This is a genomic window from Pantoea sp. X-Soil-TKNS-1207, from assembly GCF_059730485.1.
Window position 1 is genome coordinate 571,021 of sequence record NZ_AP035959.1, and the last position, 19,402, is coordinate 590,422.

General features: G+C 56.9%; 15 protein-coding genes and 2 pseudogenes. 6 read left to right on the forward strand and 11 right to left on the reverse strand.

The features are described from left to right. Positions 1-1,035 (forward strand): LacI family DNA-binding transcriptional regulator, encoded by a 1,035-nt coding sequence (locus tag AC6I8V_RS22775; protein WP_497846085.1) that lies wholly within the window; start codon positions 1-3, stop codon positions 1,033-1,035. Between the two features lie 19 nt (positions 1,036-1,054). Here the strand turns inward: AC6I8V_RS22775 and AC6I8V_RS22780 are convergent, their stop codons facing one another. From AC6I8V_RS22780 to AC6I8V_RS22790, 3 genes are all read right to left on the reverse strand, one after another. Further along, positions 1,055-3,172 carry a pentapeptide repeat-containing protein gene (locus tag AC6I8V_RS22780; RefSeq protein ID WP_497846086.1) on the reverse strand — a complete coding sequence of 706 codons (2,118 nt, stop codon included), beginning with the start codon at positions 3,170-3,172 and terminating at the stop codon, positions 1,055-1,057. 107 nt (positions 3,173-3,279) lie between these two features. Further along, a complete protein-coding gene (locus tag AC6I8V_RS22785) occupies positions 3,280-4,179 on the reverse strand; it encodes a LysR family transcriptional regulator (protein ID WP_497846087.1) in 900 nt (299 codons plus the stop codon). Between the two features lie 69 nt (positions 4,180-4,248). After that, positions 4,249-5,181, reverse strand: coding sequence for a LysR family transcriptional regulator (locus AC6I8V_RS22790; protein ID WP_497846088.1), 933 nt, complete (start codon positions 5,179-5,181; stop codon positions 4,249-4,251). A 78-nt stretch (positions 5,182-5,259) separates the two neighbouring features. Between AC6I8V_RS22790 and AC6I8V_RS22795 the strand changes: the two genes are divergently transcribed. Genes AC6I8V_RS22795 through AC6I8V_RS22805 form a run of 3 tightly spaced genes read left to right on the forward strand, consistent with a single transcriptional unit; the run spans position 5,260 to position 8,659 of the window. Continuing rightward, positions 5,260-6,114, forward strand: a complete 855-nt coding sequence (locus AC6I8V_RS22795) for an MBL fold metallo-hydrolase (RefSeq protein ID WP_497846089.1) — start codon at positions 5,260-5,262, stop codon at positions 6,112-6,114. Next, positions 6,101-7,456 carry an amidase gene (locus AC6I8V_RS22800; RefSeq protein ID WP_497846090.1) on the forward strand — a complete coding sequence of 452 codons (1,356 nt, stop codon included), beginning with the start codon at positions 6,101-6,103 and terminating at the stop codon, positions 7,454-7,456. The genes AC6I8V_RS22795 and AC6I8V_RS22800 overlap by 14 nt, the downstream gene beginning before the upstream one ends. Before the next feature lie 57 nt (positions 7,457-7,513). Next, on the forward strand, positions 7,514-8,659 hold the full coding sequence (locus AC6I8V_RS22805) for an MFS transporter (RefSeq protein ID WP_497846091.1): 1,146 nt from the start codon (positions 7,514-7,516) through the stop codon (positions 8,657-8,659). Here the strand turns inward: AC6I8V_RS22805 and AC6I8V_RS22810 are convergent. From AC6I8V_RS22810 to AC6I8V_RS22835, 6 genes and pseudogenes are all read right to left on the reverse strand, one after another. After that, positions 8,656-9,063: a DUF2000 family protein gene (locus AC6I8V_RS22810; RefSeq protein WP_497846092.1), complete on the reverse strand. Its 408-nt coding sequence runs from the start codon at positions 9,061-9,063 to the stop codon at positions 8,656-8,658. The genes AC6I8V_RS22805 and AC6I8V_RS22810 overlap by 4 nt on opposite strands. 40 nt (positions 9,064-9,103) lie before the next feature. Next, positions 9,104-9,946 carry a helix-turn-helix domain-containing protein gene (locus tag AC6I8V_RS22815; protein ID WP_497846093.1) on the reverse strand — a complete coding sequence of 281 codons (843 nt, stop codon included), beginning with the start codon at positions 9,944-9,946 and terminating at the stop codon, positions 9,104-9,106. An 82-nt stretch (positions 9,947-10,028) separates the two neighbouring features. Continuing rightward, complete coding sequence (locus AC6I8V_RS22820; RefSeq protein WP_497846094.1) at positions 10,029-11,324, reverse strand: SLC13 family permease; 1,296 nt, start codon at positions 11,322-11,324, stop codon at positions 10,029-10,031. Between the two features lie 232 nt (positions 11,325-11,556). Beyond that, positions 11,557-12,237, reverse strand: a pseudogene (locus AC6I8V_RS22825) (DUF1214 domain-containing protein); the annotation flags it as partial. Continuing rightward, positions 12,234-12,738: pseudogene (locus tag AC6I8V_RS22830) on the reverse strand (DUF1254 domain-containing protein); the annotation flags it as partial. The pseudogenes AC6I8V_RS22830 and AC6I8V_RS22825, both read right to left, overlap by 4 nt. A gap of 428 nt (positions 12,739-13,166) precedes the next feature. Further along, the gene (locus AC6I8V_RS22835) at positions 13,167-14,075 is read right to left on the reverse strand and encodes a LysR substrate-binding domain-containing protein (protein ID WP_497846095.1); all 909 of its coding nucleotides are present in this window, start codon (positions 14,073-14,075) and stop codon (positions 13,167-13,169) included. 99 nt (positions 14,076-14,174) lie between these two features. Between AC6I8V_RS22835 and AC6I8V_RS22840 the strand changes: the two genes are divergently transcribed. Then, positions 14,175-14,948, forward strand: coding sequence for a 2OG-Fe(II) oxygenase (locus AC6I8V_RS22840; RefSeq protein ID WP_497846096.1), 774 nt, complete (start codon positions 14,175-14,177; stop codon positions 14,946-14,948). Here the strand turns inward: AC6I8V_RS22840 and AC6I8V_RS22845 are convergent. Both AC6I8V_RS22845 and AC6I8V_RS22850 read right to left on the reverse strand, forming a co-directional pair. Continuing rightward, complete coding sequence (locus AC6I8V_RS22845) at positions 14,933-16,024, reverse strand: DUF2817 domain-containing protein (protein WP_497846597.1); 1,092 nt, start codon at positions 16,022-16,024, stop codon at positions 14,933-14,935. The two genes, AC6I8V_RS22840 and AC6I8V_RS22845, sit on opposite strands and share 16 nt — an antisense overlap. Positions 16,025-16,080: 56 nt before the next feature. After that, positions 16,081-16,851 carry an ABC transporter substrate-binding protein gene (locus AC6I8V_RS22850; protein WP_497846097.1) on the reverse strand — a complete coding sequence of 257 codons (771 nt, stop codon included), beginning with the start codon at positions 16,849-16,851 and terminating at the stop codon, positions 16,081-16,083. 285 nt (positions 16,852-17,136) lie between these two features. Between AC6I8V_RS22850 and AC6I8V_RS22855 the strand changes: the two genes are divergently transcribed. Beyond that, positions 17,137-19,332 (forward strand): hypothetical protein, encoded by a 2,196-nt coding sequence (locus AC6I8V_RS22855; RefSeq protein WP_497846098.1) that lies wholly within the window; start codon positions 17,137-17,139, stop codon positions 19,330-19,332. The last annotated feature ends 70 nt before the right edge of the window (positions 19,333-19,402 follow it).

Below are 19,402 nucleotides of genomic sequence, written 5' to 3' on the forward strand. Positions count from 1 at the left end.
ATGCACAATGAGAAGACGGTGGTGAGTGCGCAGGATGTAGCGGACCGCGCCGGTGTTTCCCGTTCGGCGGTGTCACGCACCTTTACGCCGGGGGCCAGCGTCTCCGCCGCCACCCGCGCCAGGGTAATGAAAGCAGCTGAGGAGCTGGGTTATCACGTTAACCATCTGGCGCGCGGACTGGTGCGCAATCGCAGCGGCATCGTCTGCCTGGTGGTTTCCGAACTCGCCACCCCCTATCGCGCCAGCCTGGTGCGCTGGCTGACGCAGTTTTTGCAGGAAGCCGGGAAAGTGTCGATGCTGATCAACACCGATCGTTCCGACAACAGCGTGTCTGCCGCGCTGCAACAGGCCATCAATTTTCGCGCCGATGCGTCGATCATCCTCTCCGGGATGCCCGACAGCGCCATCACCCGCCAGTGCTACCAGCATGGTCAGCGCATCATCCTGATTAACCGCGACGAATCATTGCCCGGCTCGCTAAGCATCAACCTTGATACCCGCGCGGCGGCCGAAACGGCGGTGATGGCGTTTATGCGCGCGGGCTGTCGCCACCTCGCTTTTGCAAACTCGCTGGCGGGTACGCCCAGCCTGATGAAACGCGAGAGTGATTTTCTCCACGCCGCGGCGGCGGCAGGGCTGCCGGTGATGGTCGAGCGCTTCGGCACCACGTCGTATGAGAGCGGCCAGATTCTGGCGCATCGCCTGCTGACGCGGCACCAGCGCCCGGATGCGGTGTTCTGCGTTACCGACCTGGTGGCCTGTGGTTTTATGGATGAAGCGCGCCACCGCTTTGCGCTGCGCGTACCGGAAGATTTGTGTCTGATGGGATATGACAACATCGCGCAGGCGGGCTGGTCATCCTACAACCTCACCACCTTTGCGCAGCCGGTGGAACAGTTCGCCCGCGATGCGGTGCAGTGGCTGATGCAGGCCGAACGCGATGAGCAGGCGTTGCAGCCGAAAAGCGATCAACAGCTCGACACCCGCCTGTATCAGGCGGATGTGGTGTGGCGTGGATCGGTACGCGGCGGGTGATACCGGCTGCCAGCGGCGATTAAGGCAAAGGATAAACCTCATTAAATACCGTCCTGATGGCGGGACCCTCGCTGCCAGGAAATTCATAACGATCGAGCCTGGAGAGAAACGCCTGGGCATCCAGCGGATCTCGCAGGGCGCCGAGAGCGAAATATGAACGCCAGCGTTCTTTTGCTTCAATGGTGAACATCGTCGGGCACTTGATGCGTGCATACACAAACAGATCCAACGCCGGTCCGGTCAGCCCCTCTGCGCATACCGCCTCTTTGCCGCAATATTCCGCGGTGGAGAGTTCGATCAGGAGTTTTAGCATCACCAGCGCCGCAATGGCTTGTTGCTGATCGCCTGGACGCGCGTGATAACCGGGATGATTTTGTAACTGGCGCTGAACCCGTCTGACCAATTCCTCGCAGTGCTGTTGTGACGCAGTGCCGCTAAAGGCGGCGAATGACCTTTCAAGAATGCCGTGGGACGGCTCTGTAGCCAGATCCATTTTTTTGCCGCCAGGCCGCACCAGCAACGAAATAAGATGCTGCTGAATGCCATACGCCTGCATCGCCTCAGACTGATTGTTTAGGCCGGAAAGATCAGAAAACAGAAATTCAATCGCAGGCCGCAACGTGAACACCGAACGCTTCCACAGCGAATCTAATAGCGGGAAATGCGTAAGAATAGCGGCGATATTTTCAGGGGTAGCCGGGAGGGTGGCAAATTTTTGCTTAGCGTGATCGAATTTTACCAGCCTGACCGCCTCCGGCGTTTTAAGCCGGGTGACGAGTTGAGTAAAGTCCTCCTCCGTCAGGCACAACGCCTCCTGGGTTCCCCGATTAACAAAAATATGGGGAAACGGGCCATAGTGTGTTTTCAGATATTCCACTATTTTTGCCAAACCCTTTATTCTGGAAAATTCTTTTCTGATGCCTGGCTGTTGCTGCGCGAGCTGATTAACCACCAGCTGAATAGGTAAAAGTTGCTCCAGCGGCAATGTTTTGATCATGCCAGCGGCTTCGGTGATATCTGCCGCAGCCAGTCTTAGCGGGACGCGCTGATAATGCCGATATAACAGCGTATTTCTGAATGCCTGTATTTTCTGATTATTAGCAAAACAGGGATCTCGCAACATTTCAACCAGCGGCAGCCGTATGGAATCAGACTCCAGGCAGGTTGCTAAAGACTCAGGATATTTTCTGATGATCGCCACCATTTGCTCAACCAGATCAACGACAATATCGCTATTATTTTTCTTCAGCGTGTCGAGAGCATTAATCACAATCGCCCCCTGCTTATGGCAAAATGCTTTTTTCAACGCATCAGCGTCGCTAAACATCTCTGGGTTCCAGGTAATAGCGCGGGGCTGATAATTTTTACAGACCCACCCGGACAAATCACATGGTCCGCTCAGCATTAATTGCCCAATCCCGGCACCCGTAATATAGACTTTTTCTTTACAGCAGACATAGCCCATCTCCAGGCCGGTGATTTTAGCATGTCGTAAGTCCACCTCACTGATTTGGTAGGTTGTTCCTTTATGGCCCAAAAAAGAGATATTTTTTAGATCAGCGCTATATAGATTCACATTCAGCATATAAGAGCCATCGCCACTGGAGAACTTGATATCATGCAGCGTGGCCTTTTTCATATTGACAGAATGCAAGGTAAAGCCGGAAAAAAAAGATTGCCTGCCGTGCCAGTTCCCTTCAATTTTTACCGCTTCCAGATCTGAATCGGTAAAACTCACCTCCCCCCACTGCATATATCTGTCCTGCGCTTCCAGGGTGCAGTTTTTCATTACCGTCCCGGCCGGGAAATTAATTCCCACCAGGCTGAGGTCGATAAAATGTTGTCCTTTAAACGTCAGTATTTGATCGGGTTCTAACAGGTAGGAGGTGGTTCCGGGATTGCGTGAAAGTTTGATATTGACAAATAACCGCTTGTGCTGGTCGGTGCTCATCAACGTATCGACATACAACCGAAAATCTTTGGGATAAACCACCATAAACGAGAATTGCGTATTTTCCGTATTGGTCGTGATAGTGGTACTGGCATTCTTTACGCTGATTTTGGTGCCGGAAGAGTTAGAGCTACTCTCTATTGAAGAAGACATTAACGGGCTGGTGGAAACAGATAAATCTGACATGGTATTTCTCCCTGTATACATTCAGATGTGCAATGGATCTTATTTTCCGTTTGTCATCAGGAGAACGCTATAGCGAGGAAAAAAGTCACAATATAATCATGATTTATTCAGGACAGCTTCTCTCGTACCAATCCCCGCAACCAGCGATGCGCGGCGTCATTTTCCAGTCGTGGATGCCAGAACTGCGACACCGTCATTTCCGGGGTGCTGAACGGCAGTTCAAAACAGGCCAGCGTCGGATTGGCTTTGATCAGCGGATGATGCAAAAACAGCGAGCGCGGCACCAGCGCCACCAGATCGCAGCCCTGGGCGATCGCCACGGCAGTGGAAAACGCCGGAACCACTGCCGCGATATGACGGGTAAAACCCGCCTGCGCCAGCGCATCATGAATCGGACCGCCCAGCTCACCCCGTCGTGACGCCACAATATGGCCAAAAGCCGCCAGCTGAGCGAGGCTGGCCTGCTGCGTTAAGGGATGTCCCTGCCGCACCACCCCGACAAAATGATCGCGGAACAGCGCCTGCATCCGGATTTCCGGCCCCATATTGCCGAGCACGCCAATTTCCAGATCGACCCGCCCTTCACGTAAATCACGCGCGCTTTTCTCCGGTTTGGCGACAAAATCAAGCCTGACCAGCGGCGCAACCTGTGCCACGGCGCTGATTAACGTGCCGCCGAATGCCTCAACAAAACCTTCGTTGGTGCGCAGGGTAAAACAACGATCGAGGGTAGCGAGATCCAGCGAGGTGGATGCCGGTTGCAGCACCGCGCGCGCCTCGCTGACGCTGTGCCGGGTACGTTGACGGATCGCCTCGGCCCAGGGCGTCAGCACCATCTGACGCCCGGCACGCACCAGTAGCGCATCCCCGGTGGTGGCACGCAAACGGCTCAGGGTGCGGCTCATCGCTGATTCACTCAGGCCCAGACGGCGCGCAGCGCCGGTGACACTGCCTTCCGTCAGCAGGGCATCCAGGGCAATAAGGAGATTGAGATCGGGTTCGTTCATGCTGCTATCCTCACCGATTGCTGCCGTGGAGGCAAGGCGTCTGATGCAGGTTATCGACGGCGAAGTTGCCTAACACGCCAGTTTACGCAACATCAGCTGGCGCAGTTTTTCCCGTATCCAGCAGTTAGCCGCGTCATCGCGCGTTGCGTTGTGCCACAACAGCGACAGGGTGTAATCCGGCATGGCTACCGGCACCGGCGCGGCTTGCAGGCTGTAGCGCAGGCACCAGCTGCTCACCAGCCCCTGGGGTACGGTGGCAAACAGCGGCAGACGCCGCAACAGCACCGGCAGCGCGGAGAAATGCGGCGTCACAAAACGCACGCGCCGCGCGGTGCCACACTGCTGGAGCTGCTGATCCAGCGCGCTTTCGTTGACGCCACGATATGACACCAGCGCATGATCATAGCGGACAAAATCCTCCACCGTCAGCGTTGAAGTCAGGCGGATTTGCTGGCTGTCCCATACCGTGCTGAACCCGGCGTGGGCGATGTTTTCCCGTGTTAAATCGCGGCTGGTTTCATTACCGACCGTCACCACCACATCAGCCTGCTGCTGCTCCATCAACGGGATAGCCTGCCAGGGATCGGCGGCCAGCACCGTGACGTCCACCAGCGGCGCTTCTGTCATCAGTTCAGCCAGCAAATCGGGCATCAGCCAGTGCTCGATCCAGTCGCTCATCCCCAGACGAAAACTGTAGCGATCCTGCGCCGGATTGAACGCGGGCGTGCTGAAGATGGCGCTGTGTACGCCCTGCATCAGGGGCGCGAACTGCTGGACCAGCTGTTCCGCGCGCGGCGTTGGCGTCATGCCCTGCGAGGAGCGGACAAATAAGGGATCGCCGAACAGCTCGCGTAACCGTTTCAGCGCCGCACTCACCGCAGGCTGGCCGAGATACAATCGGTTCGCCGCCCCGGTCACGCTGCGCGTGTCATACATCACCAGCAGCACCACCAGCAGATTGAGGTCGATGCGACTTAAATCATTCTTGTTGATGCTTTGCATGATTTTAATCGATTTAAATGATGATCCAGCCGTCAGTATAGTGAGAAGCAACTCAGCAAACCATCTGACCGGGAACACATGATGAAAATTCGCGTAGGCGATTGCCTGATAGAAAAAGTCACCGAACAAACCATTTCGCTGCCGTTTGCCGCACTTTATCCCGAACATCGCCACGAGATGTCGCCGCAACAGGCCGCGCAGGCGGCAGAGCTGTCGATCCACAGCTGGGTGGTGAAGACGGCCGATCACACCCTCATTATTGATACCGCCACCGGCAACCAACGCGACCGCAGCAATAAGCCGCTGTTTCATCAGCTGCAAACCCCGTATGCCGAACGGCTCGCGCAGGCCGGGGTGTCGCCGGATGAGGTGACGCTGGTATTAATGACGCATATCCATACCGATCACGTCGGCTGGAATACTCACTGGCAGGATGGCGCCTGGCGGCCGATGTTCCCCAACGCGCGTTATATCTGCTCTGCGCGCGAACTGGCGCGCTGTCAGAACAACCCGGCGATGCAGGCGCTGTACCTCGACAGCATTCTGCCGCTGATTAACAGCGGCCAGCTGGAAACCGTTGATGTCACCGATTCGCCGCTGCTGGCCGGGGTGCTGCGCTATCTGCCCACGCCGGGGCATAGCGTCGATCACGCTTCGCTGCTGCTCAGCAGCGCGGGCCAGCAGGCGATCTTTTCCGGTGATGTGATGCATCATCCGATTCAGTTTCAGTTCCCGCACTGGAACTCGGTATTTTGTGAAGATAAACCGCAGGCAACACGTTCCCGGCAACAGGCGATAGACTGGTGCCTGCAACATCAGGCAATCTGGTTCAGTTCCCACTTTCCCGCCAGTGCCTGCGGCAGGCTTATCCCTGCTGATCGGGGGCTGGCCAACTGGCTACCGCTGGAGGTTGAACCGGATGCAATACGCTGATTATCTACGCGCGTCGCTAAGCGACATGAGCGAGGCACTGCAACAGGGTGCCGTTACCGCCCGCCAGTTAACTGAATTTGCTCTGCGGCGCATTGCGGAAGCCGACCAGCATGGCCCGCGTTATAACGCCATTACCTGGCTGTTTGCCGACCAGGCGCTGGCGGCGGCCGATGCCAGCGATGCGCGCCGTCAGCGCGGTGAAGCGATGGGTCGGCTGGCGGGGATTCCGCTGCTGATCAAAGACAATATTGAGGTGCAGGGCTGGCCGACCAGCGCCGGTTCAGTGCTGCTGCGCGAAGTGATTGCCGATCAGGACGCTCCCTTAGTGGCAGCGCTGCGCGCCGCCGGGGCGGTGTTGATCGGCAAAACCGCGATGCATGAACTGGCAGCCGGCATTACCGGTGCCTCGTCACTCAGCGGTTTTACCCATAATGCGTGGCTGACCGGCCATTCACCGGGTGGCTCCAGCAGCGGTTCGGCAGTCGCCGTGGCGGCAGGCTATGTCCCGCTGGCGATTGGCACCGACACCGCAGGATCGGTGCGCATCCCGGCGGCCTTCAATTATCTGTACGGCCTGCGAATGACGCGCGGCGCCATCAGCACCGACGGCATTGTGCCTCTGTCGCCAACCCAGGATATCCCAGGCGCGCTGGTACGCCATCCTGCCGATCTGCGTCTCGCCAGTGAAATCCTCAGTGGACAGACATTTGCGCGGGAGAGTGAGCCGCTGCGCATCGGCCTGTGGCTGGAAGGTTTTGCCGCCGGGGAAGACGCGATTAATCAGGCGGTGCGTGCGGCAGTCACCGCGCTGGTCAGCGAAGATGGCAGCCAGCAGGAGATCAGCTTTCCGCAGCTGGAGACCCTTACCGCCGAAGCCAATATTATCGCCTGGGAGTTTGCCGAAGCGCTCGCCGCCTGGCTGGCGGATAAACCCAGGGCGCACAGCCGCAGCCTGGCGGAGGTCGTGGCATCGGGGCGTTATCATCCGCAGTTGGAAGCGGTGTTTACCGCACGCGCCAGCCATCCGGGTAAAGAGAGCGAAAGCTATGCCCTGGTCCAGCTGCGTCAGCGGACCCTGTACCAGACGCTCGAACAGTTGTTTAACCAGCGGAAAATCAATGTGCTGGCCTTTCCGGTGGTGAAACATCCCCCGGTGCAACATGGCGAGATGCAACCTGGCAGCAACGCCCTGCTCGCCGCCGTGACCGGCGCACCGGCCATCAGTATCCCGGTGGGGTTTACCGCGCAGGGATTGCCGATTGGCATGGAGCTGCTGGCGCTGCGCGGGCGGGAAGACCTGTTACTGCACGCCGCCGCGCGCATGGCGGAAATCGGGGTTTAAAGCGCAGCGTGATTACGTTATGTTCCTGTTAACGAAAACGTAACAAGCAGGCGAGTCATGTTGAAGGTATTGCTGGTATTGATGTTCGGTGCATTTGTTTCGCAAACCACCGAGTACCTGCCGATTGGATTGTTGTCATTTATTGCCCGGGATTTGCAGGTCAGCGAAGCCAGTGTTGGCCTGCTGGTCACCGGTTATGCCTGGATTATCACCCTCACCGTGGTGCCGGTGACGCTACTGACGCAGCGTATCGATCGCCGCACCCTGTTTTTGTTTCTGCTGGGCGTCATCACGCTGTGCAACGGGCTGGCCTGGTTTACGCACGCCTGGTGGCAGCTGATGGTGCTGCGCGCCATTGCGGCACTCGGACACGGCGTGTTCTGGTCGAGCATTGCCAGCTATGCCATCAAAATCACCCCAGCCATGCGCCCGAGCCGCGTCACCGCGATTGTGTTTGCCGGGATTTCGCTGTCGATTGTCGCCGGGGTGCCGCTGTCAAGCGCCATCGGGCAGTTCTGGGGCTGGCAGCAGGGCTTCGCGCTGTTTGGTCTGTTTGGCTTGCTGATCCTGATCGCCGGTTATTTCTGGTTGCCCTCGCTGCAACAGTCACCGCAACAAACGGAGCAACATTCCGGGCAGAATCCGGCGCTGTGGCTGGCGGTGGTGATTACGCTGCTGCTGGTGACGGCGCATTTCACCAGTTACACCTATATCACCACGCTGCTGAGCGGTGTGCTGCACACGCCGGTCAGCGCGATTGCGCTGAATCTGCTGGTATTCGGCATCGCCGGAGCCTGTGGCACCCTGATCGCCGGTGGCGTGCCGCTGCGCCCGGCGCATCTGGCGTTACTGGGCGGATTGGGGATTTTGTGCAGCCAGTTGCTGATCCTCTGGGCGTTGCCGGCAACCGGTTTCTCGTGGCTGGTGATGGCCATCTGGGGCGCTTCGATAGCCATCCTGATTATCGGGCTGCAAAGCTGGGTGATTGAGGTTGGCGGCGATCGGCCAGAGTTCGCTTCGGCGCTGTACGTGATGGCGTTTAACGTCGGCATCGGGTCCGGCGCAATGGCGGGCGGCCTGTGGCTGGAACACGGCGGCCCGTCATTGCTGCTCTATTCGGGTAGCGCCACCGCGCTGCTGGGGATCGGTGCCTGGGCGTATGCCAGCACCGTGCGCGCCAGACGCGCGGTGCGTTGCCCTTAGCCGTGCAGGGCCAGTCCCTTAATCGCCTTGTCCACCGCCTTCTTCGGCCCGCGCAAGGCGATCCCCACCAGGTTGAGATCGTCCGCATCTTCCGCCAGAAACACCTCGCGGTTGGCGGCATCATGGCCGGTGGAGAACATGGCGTGGACATAAGGAATGATGGTCAGTTCGCGTTCCAGCCCCTGACGATGGGCGCGTTGCAGGCCCGGCAGATCGCCCGCAAAAATCAGCATCGGCTGCCCGGCCATATTGCCGTAATGACGCCCGCGCGCATCGATATAGGGTTCACCCATCATTTCCGGCGCCGCCGAGGCAATCCCGGTGGCGAGAAACGCCACCACATTCAACCGCTGCCAGGTTGCCAAATCATCACGTACGATCAGGGCAATTTTGGTATCAAACATCTGCAACAACTCTCCGTTCGGGTCAAAAACCCTATCATCGTCAGGAACGATGCTGCCGGTATAGAACGTTTGTGCACTGACGTTGATAAGAGGCTGGCGTCATACGGTAGGCGCGCTGAAACCAGCGGCCAAGATGACTTTGATCGGAGAAGCCCACCTGAGAAGCCACCTGCGCCGGTTCGATCCCCTGCGCCAGCAAGGTTCGCGCACTGCGCAGCCGCAGCCGCACCAGATAGGCGTGAGGCGACTGACCAAAGGCTTGTTTGAATTGCCGCGTCAGGCGAAAGCGATCGATGCCCGACAGGCGCGCCAGCTCCTCCAGCCCGATGTCCTGCGCCATAAAATCGTGCAGGTAATCACGCAGCAGCTGCATCGGCGCCAGCGCCTCATTCAGTTGCGTTCCCGGACGGGGATCGAGGTGGCGAGAGAGCATGGTAAGCAGATGATCAAGGCTTTGATCGCGCGCCAGCCGCCCTTCCGCATGATGCACGGCATACCAGGCCTGCTGAATGGCGCTGGTAAGCAGCGCATCGTCGGTCAGGGTGGCGCGAAACGCCGCTTCGATGTTGGCAATATCGCCCAGACCGCGCCGCTGCATCATCTCCGCCACCCATACCTGCGGCAGATAGAGCATCACATAGGTGAACCCCGCCGCATCCGGCGCGTGACCGTCATGCACCGCACCCGGCTCAATCAGGATCGCCCGTCCCGGCGTGCTGGTATGCAGGGAACGGTGACAGTTAAAGCGTTGCACGCCCTGCTGCGTCACCCCCACCAGCAGCTCGTTATGATCGTGCGGATCATAGGCATGGCCGCAGAAATGCGCGTTAACGCTTTCGATGCCGGTTTCGTCATCCCGGTGAAAATCGACCCAATCGCTCACGATATGGCCCTGACGAGAATGGTGGACATAGGGATTCACTCTTGCTTAACACGGTCGAAAAATGACTATAACAGCGACCGTCTTAATACCCCAGCAGCCGGAACCATAAATAATCCAGCGGCAGCAGGATCAGCACGCTGAGTACAAACACCGCCACGCACAGCGTCAGCCCGGCTTTCGCCGGTACATTCCCCAGCCCCATCGCCACCACCACCGGCGAAGCCTGATACGGCAGCAGCGGCGTCGCGTAGGCGAACACCTGCAACATGATTACCGTCAGCAATGGAAAACCGGCGGCCGTGGCCAGTTCCTGCGCCATCGGCGTCACCATTGCTGGCACGCCATTGGCGGTCAGCACGAAATTCAGCAGGGAAACCAGTCCATTCAGGGTGACGAAATTGGCAAACGGCGTAGCGGCATCCAGCGGTAACAACGCCAGCAAGGCGTTGGCAATCATGCGGCCCAGGCCGGATTCCACCACCACCGTCGCCACGCCAAGAATCCCGGCGATATACAGGCAGGTCCGGAAATTGACGCCGCTGGCGAAATCGTCCCCGGAGAGGAAACCGATGCGCGGCAACAGACAAATGCAGGCGGCCGCCAGCCCAATCCATGCGGCGGAGATGCCGTGCAGGCTGTCGGTCATCCACAGCAGCAACGTCAGCGCCAGCAGGATCATCAGGCGCCATTCACTGGAGCTGAAGGCGGGCAGCACAGCGCGGCTGCGCACCGCCTGCGGCTGAGCGCGGAACAACACGGTGATGCAGGCGATCAGCAGCAGGCCTTTGCCGATGCCGAGCACGGGCAGATGCAGCAGCCACCACGGCAACCATTGCAGATGAATGTGCCAGGCGCTTTCCGCCGCGCCGCTCAACACCAGATTGGGTACGTTCGCGGGAAGGATGCTGGCGGAAAGCTGGAAGGTGCCAAATCCCACCGCCAGCGCCAGCCCGATGGCTCCACGGCTGCCCGCCCGGATACCGGCCTGCTCGCCCAGTGCCGCCGCCACCGGCATCAGCAACGCAATGCGTCCCATATTGGAAGGCATAACCAGCGCCAGCAGATAGCTCACCGCCACCACCCCGGCAACCATACGCGGCCAGCTGCGACTGAGCGGCACCACCAGCCAGTTCGCCCAGCGCTGCGCCAGCCCCACTTTGCGGATCGCCGCACCGATAATAAAGCCGCTCAACACCAGCCAGAAGGCGGAGGAGGCAAAACCACTGAACACGCTGGCGGCGGGGGCGATATGCAGCAGCATCGCAGCAGCAAAGAACAGCAGTGCCGTGAGGTACTCCGGCAGGCGCGCGCTGGCCCATAACAGGATGGTGATCCCCACCACCAGCGCGGTGAGGGTCAGATCGGAGAGGTGCATCATTGCGGTGGAGCTCCCTTGCGGTCAGTTTGTTACAAAAGGGTTAACCATAGCGCAAAAGAAAGTGCAGGAAGATGAAGCAGATAACATTTGCGCAGGCGCGCCCAGGAAAGTTATATCCGGACAAATGCCGGATGAAATGAGAGCAATTCCAGCAGCCATGCCGATAAAAGCGAAACGTTAGCGCTCTCCCTGCCACCTGCTGGCAGAGAGAGCAAACTGAGATATGGCCGGTTTATTTAACGACGTCGAGGGTTGGCGTCGGGTATTTTCCGTCGATTGCCGCCTGATCCGGTCCATAGAGGCGCATGATGATATACGCATCTTTTTCCGGGATTGGCAGCCAGTTAGGGTTATTCGCATCGCCTTTGGCGCTCAGGTCTATGGTGTACATACCATCGGCATCGGGCTTCAGCGTACGGTCGCCCCGGCTGTGCCGGTTAATGGCATTGTGCGCCATAAACATGTTGTCAGAACCGTAGACAGTAAAGGACCAGAACTGGCTGACGTTCGGTGCTTTAAAGTGCAGGCGGTATTTTTTTCCATTCGAGCCGTTGATGTTCTGCCCGTCTGAACCTTTGATGATTTGCAGATACACCGATTCTTCCGGCGGCAGTCCCCACTGACCAATGAGAGTACCTTCAGCAAACAAATCGCGTTGCTGGTTTTGCAGCTCTTCACGCGTGCCCAGCAGGCCCTTAGACGATGTCATGGTTGGCAGGAGTTTTTTCAGGTGCGCCATGCCCAGCGCTTCCCCTTTTTTCGCGGCAGCGAGCTGTTCCGCAGTGAAGTGGGTTTTGCATGGCTCAATGCCCACCGCTTTGTACTGCGCAATCCATTTTTTATCTGCTGTGCCCATATCACCCTGGCAAAGAACGAAGTTTACGCGTTGCAGCCAGTTGGTTTTCGCCAAATCTCCTCTTTATACCCTGGCGGCGTGAGAAGATATTTCCCACCCTGTCCTTTGTCCATGCCTGCGGGTCCCACATCGGCGATGGTGAACTGCCAGGCATCCACGATGCCCGGACAGGCTGCCATCTGCCCCGGCTGCGGGCACCTCCAGCACCACCGGCCCGCGTTGCAGATCGGTAAAGGCCGTGATGTACGGCGTGGTGCTGTTGGCCGTGATGGCTTCCAGCCTGGGCGTTGCCGTGTGGGAATAGGCGATGATGTCGTTGTCTTTCATGCCAAGGGTGTCGAAGGCGGCGCGCCGGAAGCTGTAAATCGCCACGGCGGGCATATTCCACAGCACGGCTTCAAACGCCCGCTGATATTTGATCTGATAGTCAAAATCAGCGATGGAACAGGTCGCGCCTGCCGGAGGGAAACCACCCTGCGTTTCGCCTTTGTTACCTGCGCCGTGATGCTGGGGGATTTTTCCCAGCACTTTCGCCGGCCTGGCACCCGCATGTTTCATGACGGCAAACCCCACCGCGCTGCCAAGAACCAGCTAATAAAAACTTCGTCTTGATATGGCCATGACGGTCTCCTGAACGGATTAAAAGGTGTGACTCTGACTGCCTGTTATTTTTGGCTATGGCGTTTTACGTCCCGCAAATCAGAACATGTGTTTTACCCATGACTAACCTCTATGGACAAAAGTGCTATCGACGGTCAGGAACCTGTTGAGATTACGGTCTTTTTTGGCAGAGTGATTTCAGTGTAGTTTGAGCTGGCAGAATCAAGCGGAGAATTTCACTGGAGAAAGGTGTTTTGTTCAAAACTCTGGGAAATCAAATTATTAATGTGTTGACTTACGTTAAATGCACAGAAGGATATCAGCAGAGGAGATGAGGGAGCCGCGCATAATGCGGGGATTACGCGCGCGCTATGCTGGCCCGGAGCTTAGTCGCCAGCCGCAGCCAGTTCGCGTAGCCAGTCAATCATCGCTTCACTGCCTGGCTGGCTGAGCGTGCGCTGCGGCCAGGCGAGGAAATAGGGTTTGCTGAGCGGCAGACTCAGTTCATCAATCACCACCAGCGCCCCGCGCGCCAGTTCCGGGGCAATCAGGCGGCGCTGACCCAGCAACACCCCGGCACCCGCCACCGCTGCATCAATCGCCAGCGAGGTGAGGTTAAAGCTGAACGCCGCCTGCGCAGCCGGTTCGGTCCGCCCTTTCGCCTGGAACCAGCTGCGCCAGTCTGGCAGGAAACGGCCTTCATTCCCCCAGTCGAGATGGATTAACGGGGCGTGGCTGAAGATGTCAGCCTCTGGATAACGCTGCAACAGCGCCGGACTTGCCACCGGCAGCACCTCATCGTGAAACAGCCACTGCTTATCCAGCTGCGGATAACGGTCTTCCCCAAAGCAGATGACAAAATCCGCCGGCATGGCGGTGAAATCCACCTGCGCATGGGTGCCGTGCAGCGAGAGATCAATATGCGGGCAGTGCACGCGCCAGCCTGCCAGCTGCGGCAGCAACCATTTTGAGGCCAGCGCCGGCAGCGCAAAGATCGTCAGTTTAGGCGCGGCGGCGGCATGGCGGATGTTCTGCTGGCCAAGATGCAAAATATCGAAGGCTTCGGTGACGTAGCGCAGATACTCTTTGCCCGTTTCCGTCAGCATCACGCCACTCTGCGTCCGCAGAAACAGCGCGCTGCCCAGCAGTTCCTCTAACTGGCGGATCTGCTGGCTGACCGCCGCCGGGGTTAACGCCAGCTGGGCGGCCGCTTTTGCCAGGCTTCCCAGTTCGGCAGCGACTTTAAACGACTGAATGACGCTGATTTTGGGCAATCGCGGTGACTGGGCGGGCATTAAGGCTTCCTTATCAGGGTATTAAGTATTTATCGTTACACAGCAACATCAGCCACGGCTAGAGTAACATCACACCTGCTAATTATGAGAACTGTTGCCATGCCTGACTCTCTCGTTCGTCTCGATCTGCATCCCCTGGCTGACGCCGACTGGCGCCAAACCTGCCGCGAGCAACTTAATGAGCACGGCGCGCTGGTGCTGCGTCAGTTTTTACAGCCCGCCGCACTGGAAGCGATCATCGCCGAAGGGGAAGCACAACGCCATCTGGCCTATCACACCGTCAGCAAGCATAACGTTTATCTGATGAAACCGGATGCCGCATTCAGCGCCGATCATCCGCGCAACCGCGATGTGATCAGCACCAAAGGCTGCATCACCGATGACGCCATCGCCGCCGACTCGCCGCTGCGCCAGCTCTACAATGATGCGCAGTTCAAAGCTTTTCTGTGCGATGTATTAGGCGAAAGCGCGCTCTATCCCTATGCCGACCCTCTGTCGTCGATCAATCTGCACTACGCCCCGCACGGCCAGGAGCTGGGCTGGCACTTTGACAACTCCTCATTTGCCATCACGCTGCTGGTGCAGAAGCCGCGCGCCGGTGCCGTGTTCCAGTACGTGAAGGATCTGCGGGATGCCGATAGCGGAGAGATGAACTACGACGGCGTGGCGGCGGTGCTGGATCAACGCCAGCCGGTTGAAGCGCTAGCGATTGATGCGGGCGATCTGGTGCTGTTCCGTGGCCGTAATTCGCTGCACCGCGTCACCCCGACGGAAGGGGAAATCACGCGGATGCTGGCGGTACTGGCTTACAACACCGCGCCAGGTATCGCGTTATCAGAAACCGCGCGGATGACCTTTTACGGTCGGCTGTGAGTGTCGGGCGTGTCGTTCAGGGCGCGCCAGCCTCGCAGAAAGATTTGCTGGGTGCGAAATGCCACCAGCGCACGCCAGTCAGGGTCAGCGGGCCAGAATCCCTCCACCAGCTCGCGCTTGACTGCCTGCCCCGCCGCACTGGCGGGATCGCCATACAGATGCAGCCAGTGATCCTCGCGCACGCGGCGGTGCATCTCTTCACCCGCATAGGTGCCACATTCCACCACCAGCGGCAGAATCCGGGTAGCGGGCAGTGACGTCAGCAGATACTGCGACAGATAACCCGTGGCGGTGGCGGTGACACCGGTGGCGCTGTCGCGTCCGGCAGCGGTAAACAGCAGCGTCAGCCATTCATCGTAGATCGCTTGGCCCCAGTCATGGGCGGCAACACGCTGCTCAGCAATGGAGAGCAGCATCGGATGTCCCCATGCGCCCGCCCCGGTGTGCAGATCAAAGCTGATGATGGTTTTCGCCTGCTTCAGATGCTCAGCAATCAGGGTTTGCAGGGTGCGATGCGACCAGCTCGGCTGCTGGCCGCCAAAGAAGAACCCCTCCGCCGACTGATATTGCCCTGCTTCCACCACCCGCTTGACCGCCTGCCAGCCGACGCTGGCGAGCGCGCTCGCCAGTTGCTGGTCCGCACGGGCGCGATTGCCGTGGTAGATATCATGCCATTGCGCGTAGTCCGGGTTGGCGGGTGCGGGCTGGCTGAAGTCGATAAAGTTACGGTTCAGGTCGATATTGTCTTCGTTGACGCGTCGCAGATGAGCCGCACCCCAGGGGTTGAGCAGGTGGATCAGCAGCACCGCGCTGTCGGCGGGTAAAGCGGTCGCATCCAGCGACTCCAGCCAGGCAATCTGGCAATCCGAGCCATAATAACCTTCAACACCGTGGGTGCCGGAGACCACCAGCATCAGGCGTGACGCCGTTGCCGGGCCGATCAGCGCCACGTCGGTATAGAGGTTTTCGCCCTGAGGGCCGCGGAGTGGGTGCGGGTAAGCGGTGAGCACCGCGCCTTCACGCTCGGCTGCGGCCAGAAAACGCGCGCGCTGCGCGCTGTATTGCGGTAAGACGATCATTTTTTCTGTCCTGGCATTGCCGGTCGGCATGGCTGCCGACCGGTCATCAGATATCAGGGATAAACATTGAATTTGAAGTATTTTTTCGTCAGCTGAGTATAGGTGCCATCTTTATGCATCGCCGCCAGCGCCTTGTTGATCAGCTGCAAATTCGCATCGTCCCCTTTACGCAGCGCGATGCCCACGCCGTCGCCAAAAATTTTCTTATCGGTCAGCGTACCTTTAATCTCGTAACCTTTACCTTCGGGTTTGGTGAGAAACCCCTGCTCAGCCGAGACGGCATTGCTCAGGCTGCCATCCAGACGACCGGCGAGCAGATCCGGATAAACCTCCATCTGGTTCGGGTAGGAGACCACATTCACCCCTTCCGCCGCCCATTTGGTTTTCGCGTAGGTTTCCTGGATCGTGCCCTGGGCTACGCCGATGGTCTTACCGCGCAGGGTGCTGAGGTCGGTGGTCAGTTTGCTGGCGGACGGAGCCAGCAGCGCGCTTGGCGTGTTGTACAGCATATCGCTGAATGCAACCTGCTGACGGCGTTTGTCGGTCATCGACATGGCCGACAGAATGGCATCAAATTTTTTCGCCTGTAGCGCCGGGATGCTGCTGTCAAAACCCATTTCCACCCACTGGCATTTCACCTTTGCCTGCGCACAAATGGCGTTGCCAAGATCGATATCAAATCCCTGCAACGAACCATCGGCCGCTTTGGATTCGAACGGTGGAAAAGTTGGATCTACGCCGAAACGCAGAGTTTGCTGGGCCAGTGCGGTATGGGTAAATGCAGTAAGTGAAAGAAGGACAGCAAAGGACAGGATCTTTTTCATTGTAATCTCCGGGACGCAGGTGAGTTTCGGCACGACATGCAGATTAAATAACATGGCGCCAGGCTTCCCACCAGAGAATTACCGGCATTTAATCAGAGCAAAAACTTATCATTGTTAATAAGTTAGCTTAAATTCATACCCCATTAATTTTTGCTTAATACCCAAAAAATTATCCTGACTTCAGTTATTTTTCAGGGTTATTGCTGGGTAATGCCGCGCCAGGTGTGAAATGTTGAACATCTTATTCATTGCCGGTAACAACGCCCAAATCCCATACAGGAAAACATGATGTCAGACACCGCGATCAACGCTATTTCACCAGCAACGTCTCCCTCAGCAGCCCCCGCCACTCCGCCTCCGCCGGTGAATATAACGATCGGCAATGTACAGGCATCGCCCGTTTCGAATTACGCAGCGCAGACCGGCGCGGATGGGTTAAAAAAGAAATATAAGCCGGACGAGATTACTGGAGATATATTTATTAATTACATGGATAATTTTAAAGCCAGCGAAACTCACCCACGGATATTTCGTAACCTTTGGTTTGGCCCGTCAAAGACACAACTTCCTCAATATTATAATAAGCCTATGCTTTTTGATGGCGACAGCTTTATCGATCTGAAGTTTGACTGTTGTTATCCAGACCATCCGATTGAAATAAAAAATGCTCAGATCACAGCGCATAACCGAGGGCTGGATTGGTTCAAATTTGAAGGCGGAAAGGTGTGCTGGGAAGGCACCCGGATTGACGGTTTATATAAGGGAAGAAAATCAAGAATAAAATCATCTGACTTTTCGTTTGCCAGAATGTCGCGTTGCCAGCTTAACAATCTCTCTTTCGCAGACAGTGACAGAAGGCTGACGCTGGGAGCGGACTTTAGCGATAGCCTAATGGAAAATGTCAGTTTTAAAGGTTGTGCCGCCAGCACGCATGTATTCAGAAATGTCAACTTCACCAATATGCGCGCCAGCCGTTTCAAACTGAAATCCATAATATGTGAAGAAATTGAAAAAACCGGGAATAGCGCGGTTAAATTTATTAATGTGAAAATCGATAAGCTATCGCTGATAAATTTCTGTGATTTCAGCGGTGCGGTATTTGGCGACTATCAACCCGGCGCGATCACGCTCGACCCAGCCATGTTTGACAAGGAACGGAGAATCGATACTTATCTCAACAGTATCGATAACAACATTACGGGAGCGATTCTGTTTAATACCTTTGCCACCATTAAAAATGGTGCTGTTGTCCGTGATTTTGCCGAACAGCTGGTGGAGATGATCCAGACCTATCCGCCACTGATACAGGCGTGGGAAGAATCGCCGACGCTGCGGCAATCGATACTGAATGAATTGAGTAAGGCGTGTTATGCCGGTTCGGCAAAAATCAAAGCGTTCAGAATGCAGAAATTATTAGCAAATTGCCAGAACATGCTGGTGCCATCCACGATACAATCCGAGCTGGCTGAATTGCTCAGCACCCTGCACAGCCATCAATTAGTGGATTATCAATTCCCGATTAATCAATTGTTATCCAAACACCCCGCATTGCGTCAGGCGATTTATCAACTCACTCCGGCAAAACAGTTTATCCGTTTTATCGAAGAGAATGTGATGATGGGTGAAGATACGGTACATCATATTTTTTACTGTCCGGGCAGCGAAAAAGCTTTATATCTTCCCGCAGAGGATTTCAGCCAGTTAATTAACGCCAATAAAACCCCGGAGCGTTACCTGATATTGAAATTTCAACCTATGCAGGAGGACGTTGTTGATGGTATCGCCGCCACGGCAGATGAACTCAGCGCTATTCTGGGCCATTTCCCGATGCTGCACGCACTCTGGACCCGTTCGGCGGGTATGTTTAGCCCGGTCATTTCCGCGCTATTCAGCCACGATGAAAATCTTGCTGTCGCCGACAAAGCGAGAGCAGTTGAGATCACCGATCTTTTAATTGCGCTGCTGATGCGTAAACCTACGCAGAATATAGAACTCACCTCAGCGCAGGATCAGAATATTTTACTCTCGCTGCTGAGCGGTTATTGTCCCGACGATGACGCGCCAGAGGATGTCAAACAGGCCGCAGCATTATTGCGCAAAGAATTGGTTGAGCTGACCCAACGACAATTAGCACTGAAAAGCAGAATACTTTCTGCTACCGACAGAAAAGTGGTGGCGCTGCTGATATTGATAAGATTGCTGGCCGAATTATCTTCGTCGCGCTACAGCGGAAAAGAGTTTGACTCACCCTATGCGCTGCGCCTGCTGGCAAAAGCGTTGCTTGCGGATCTCAGAATTCTCAGCCCCGCCACCCTTAGCCAGGACACAGCGAATGACTGGATGGAACGTCTTGTCGCGTCCAATCTCAAGACCTTCACCTGCTCATCCGTGTTGACGGACAAAATAGCCAGCCACCCGCTCCCCGGCGAACGTGGCCGGGAGATGCGTAAACTCATTCATGCGAATTACCCGTTAACCTGACTGATAAAACCGGCGCCAGGTCAGGCAGTGATGTCGGCCAGCGCCGCTGTCATTCTTTTGTCATTATTCG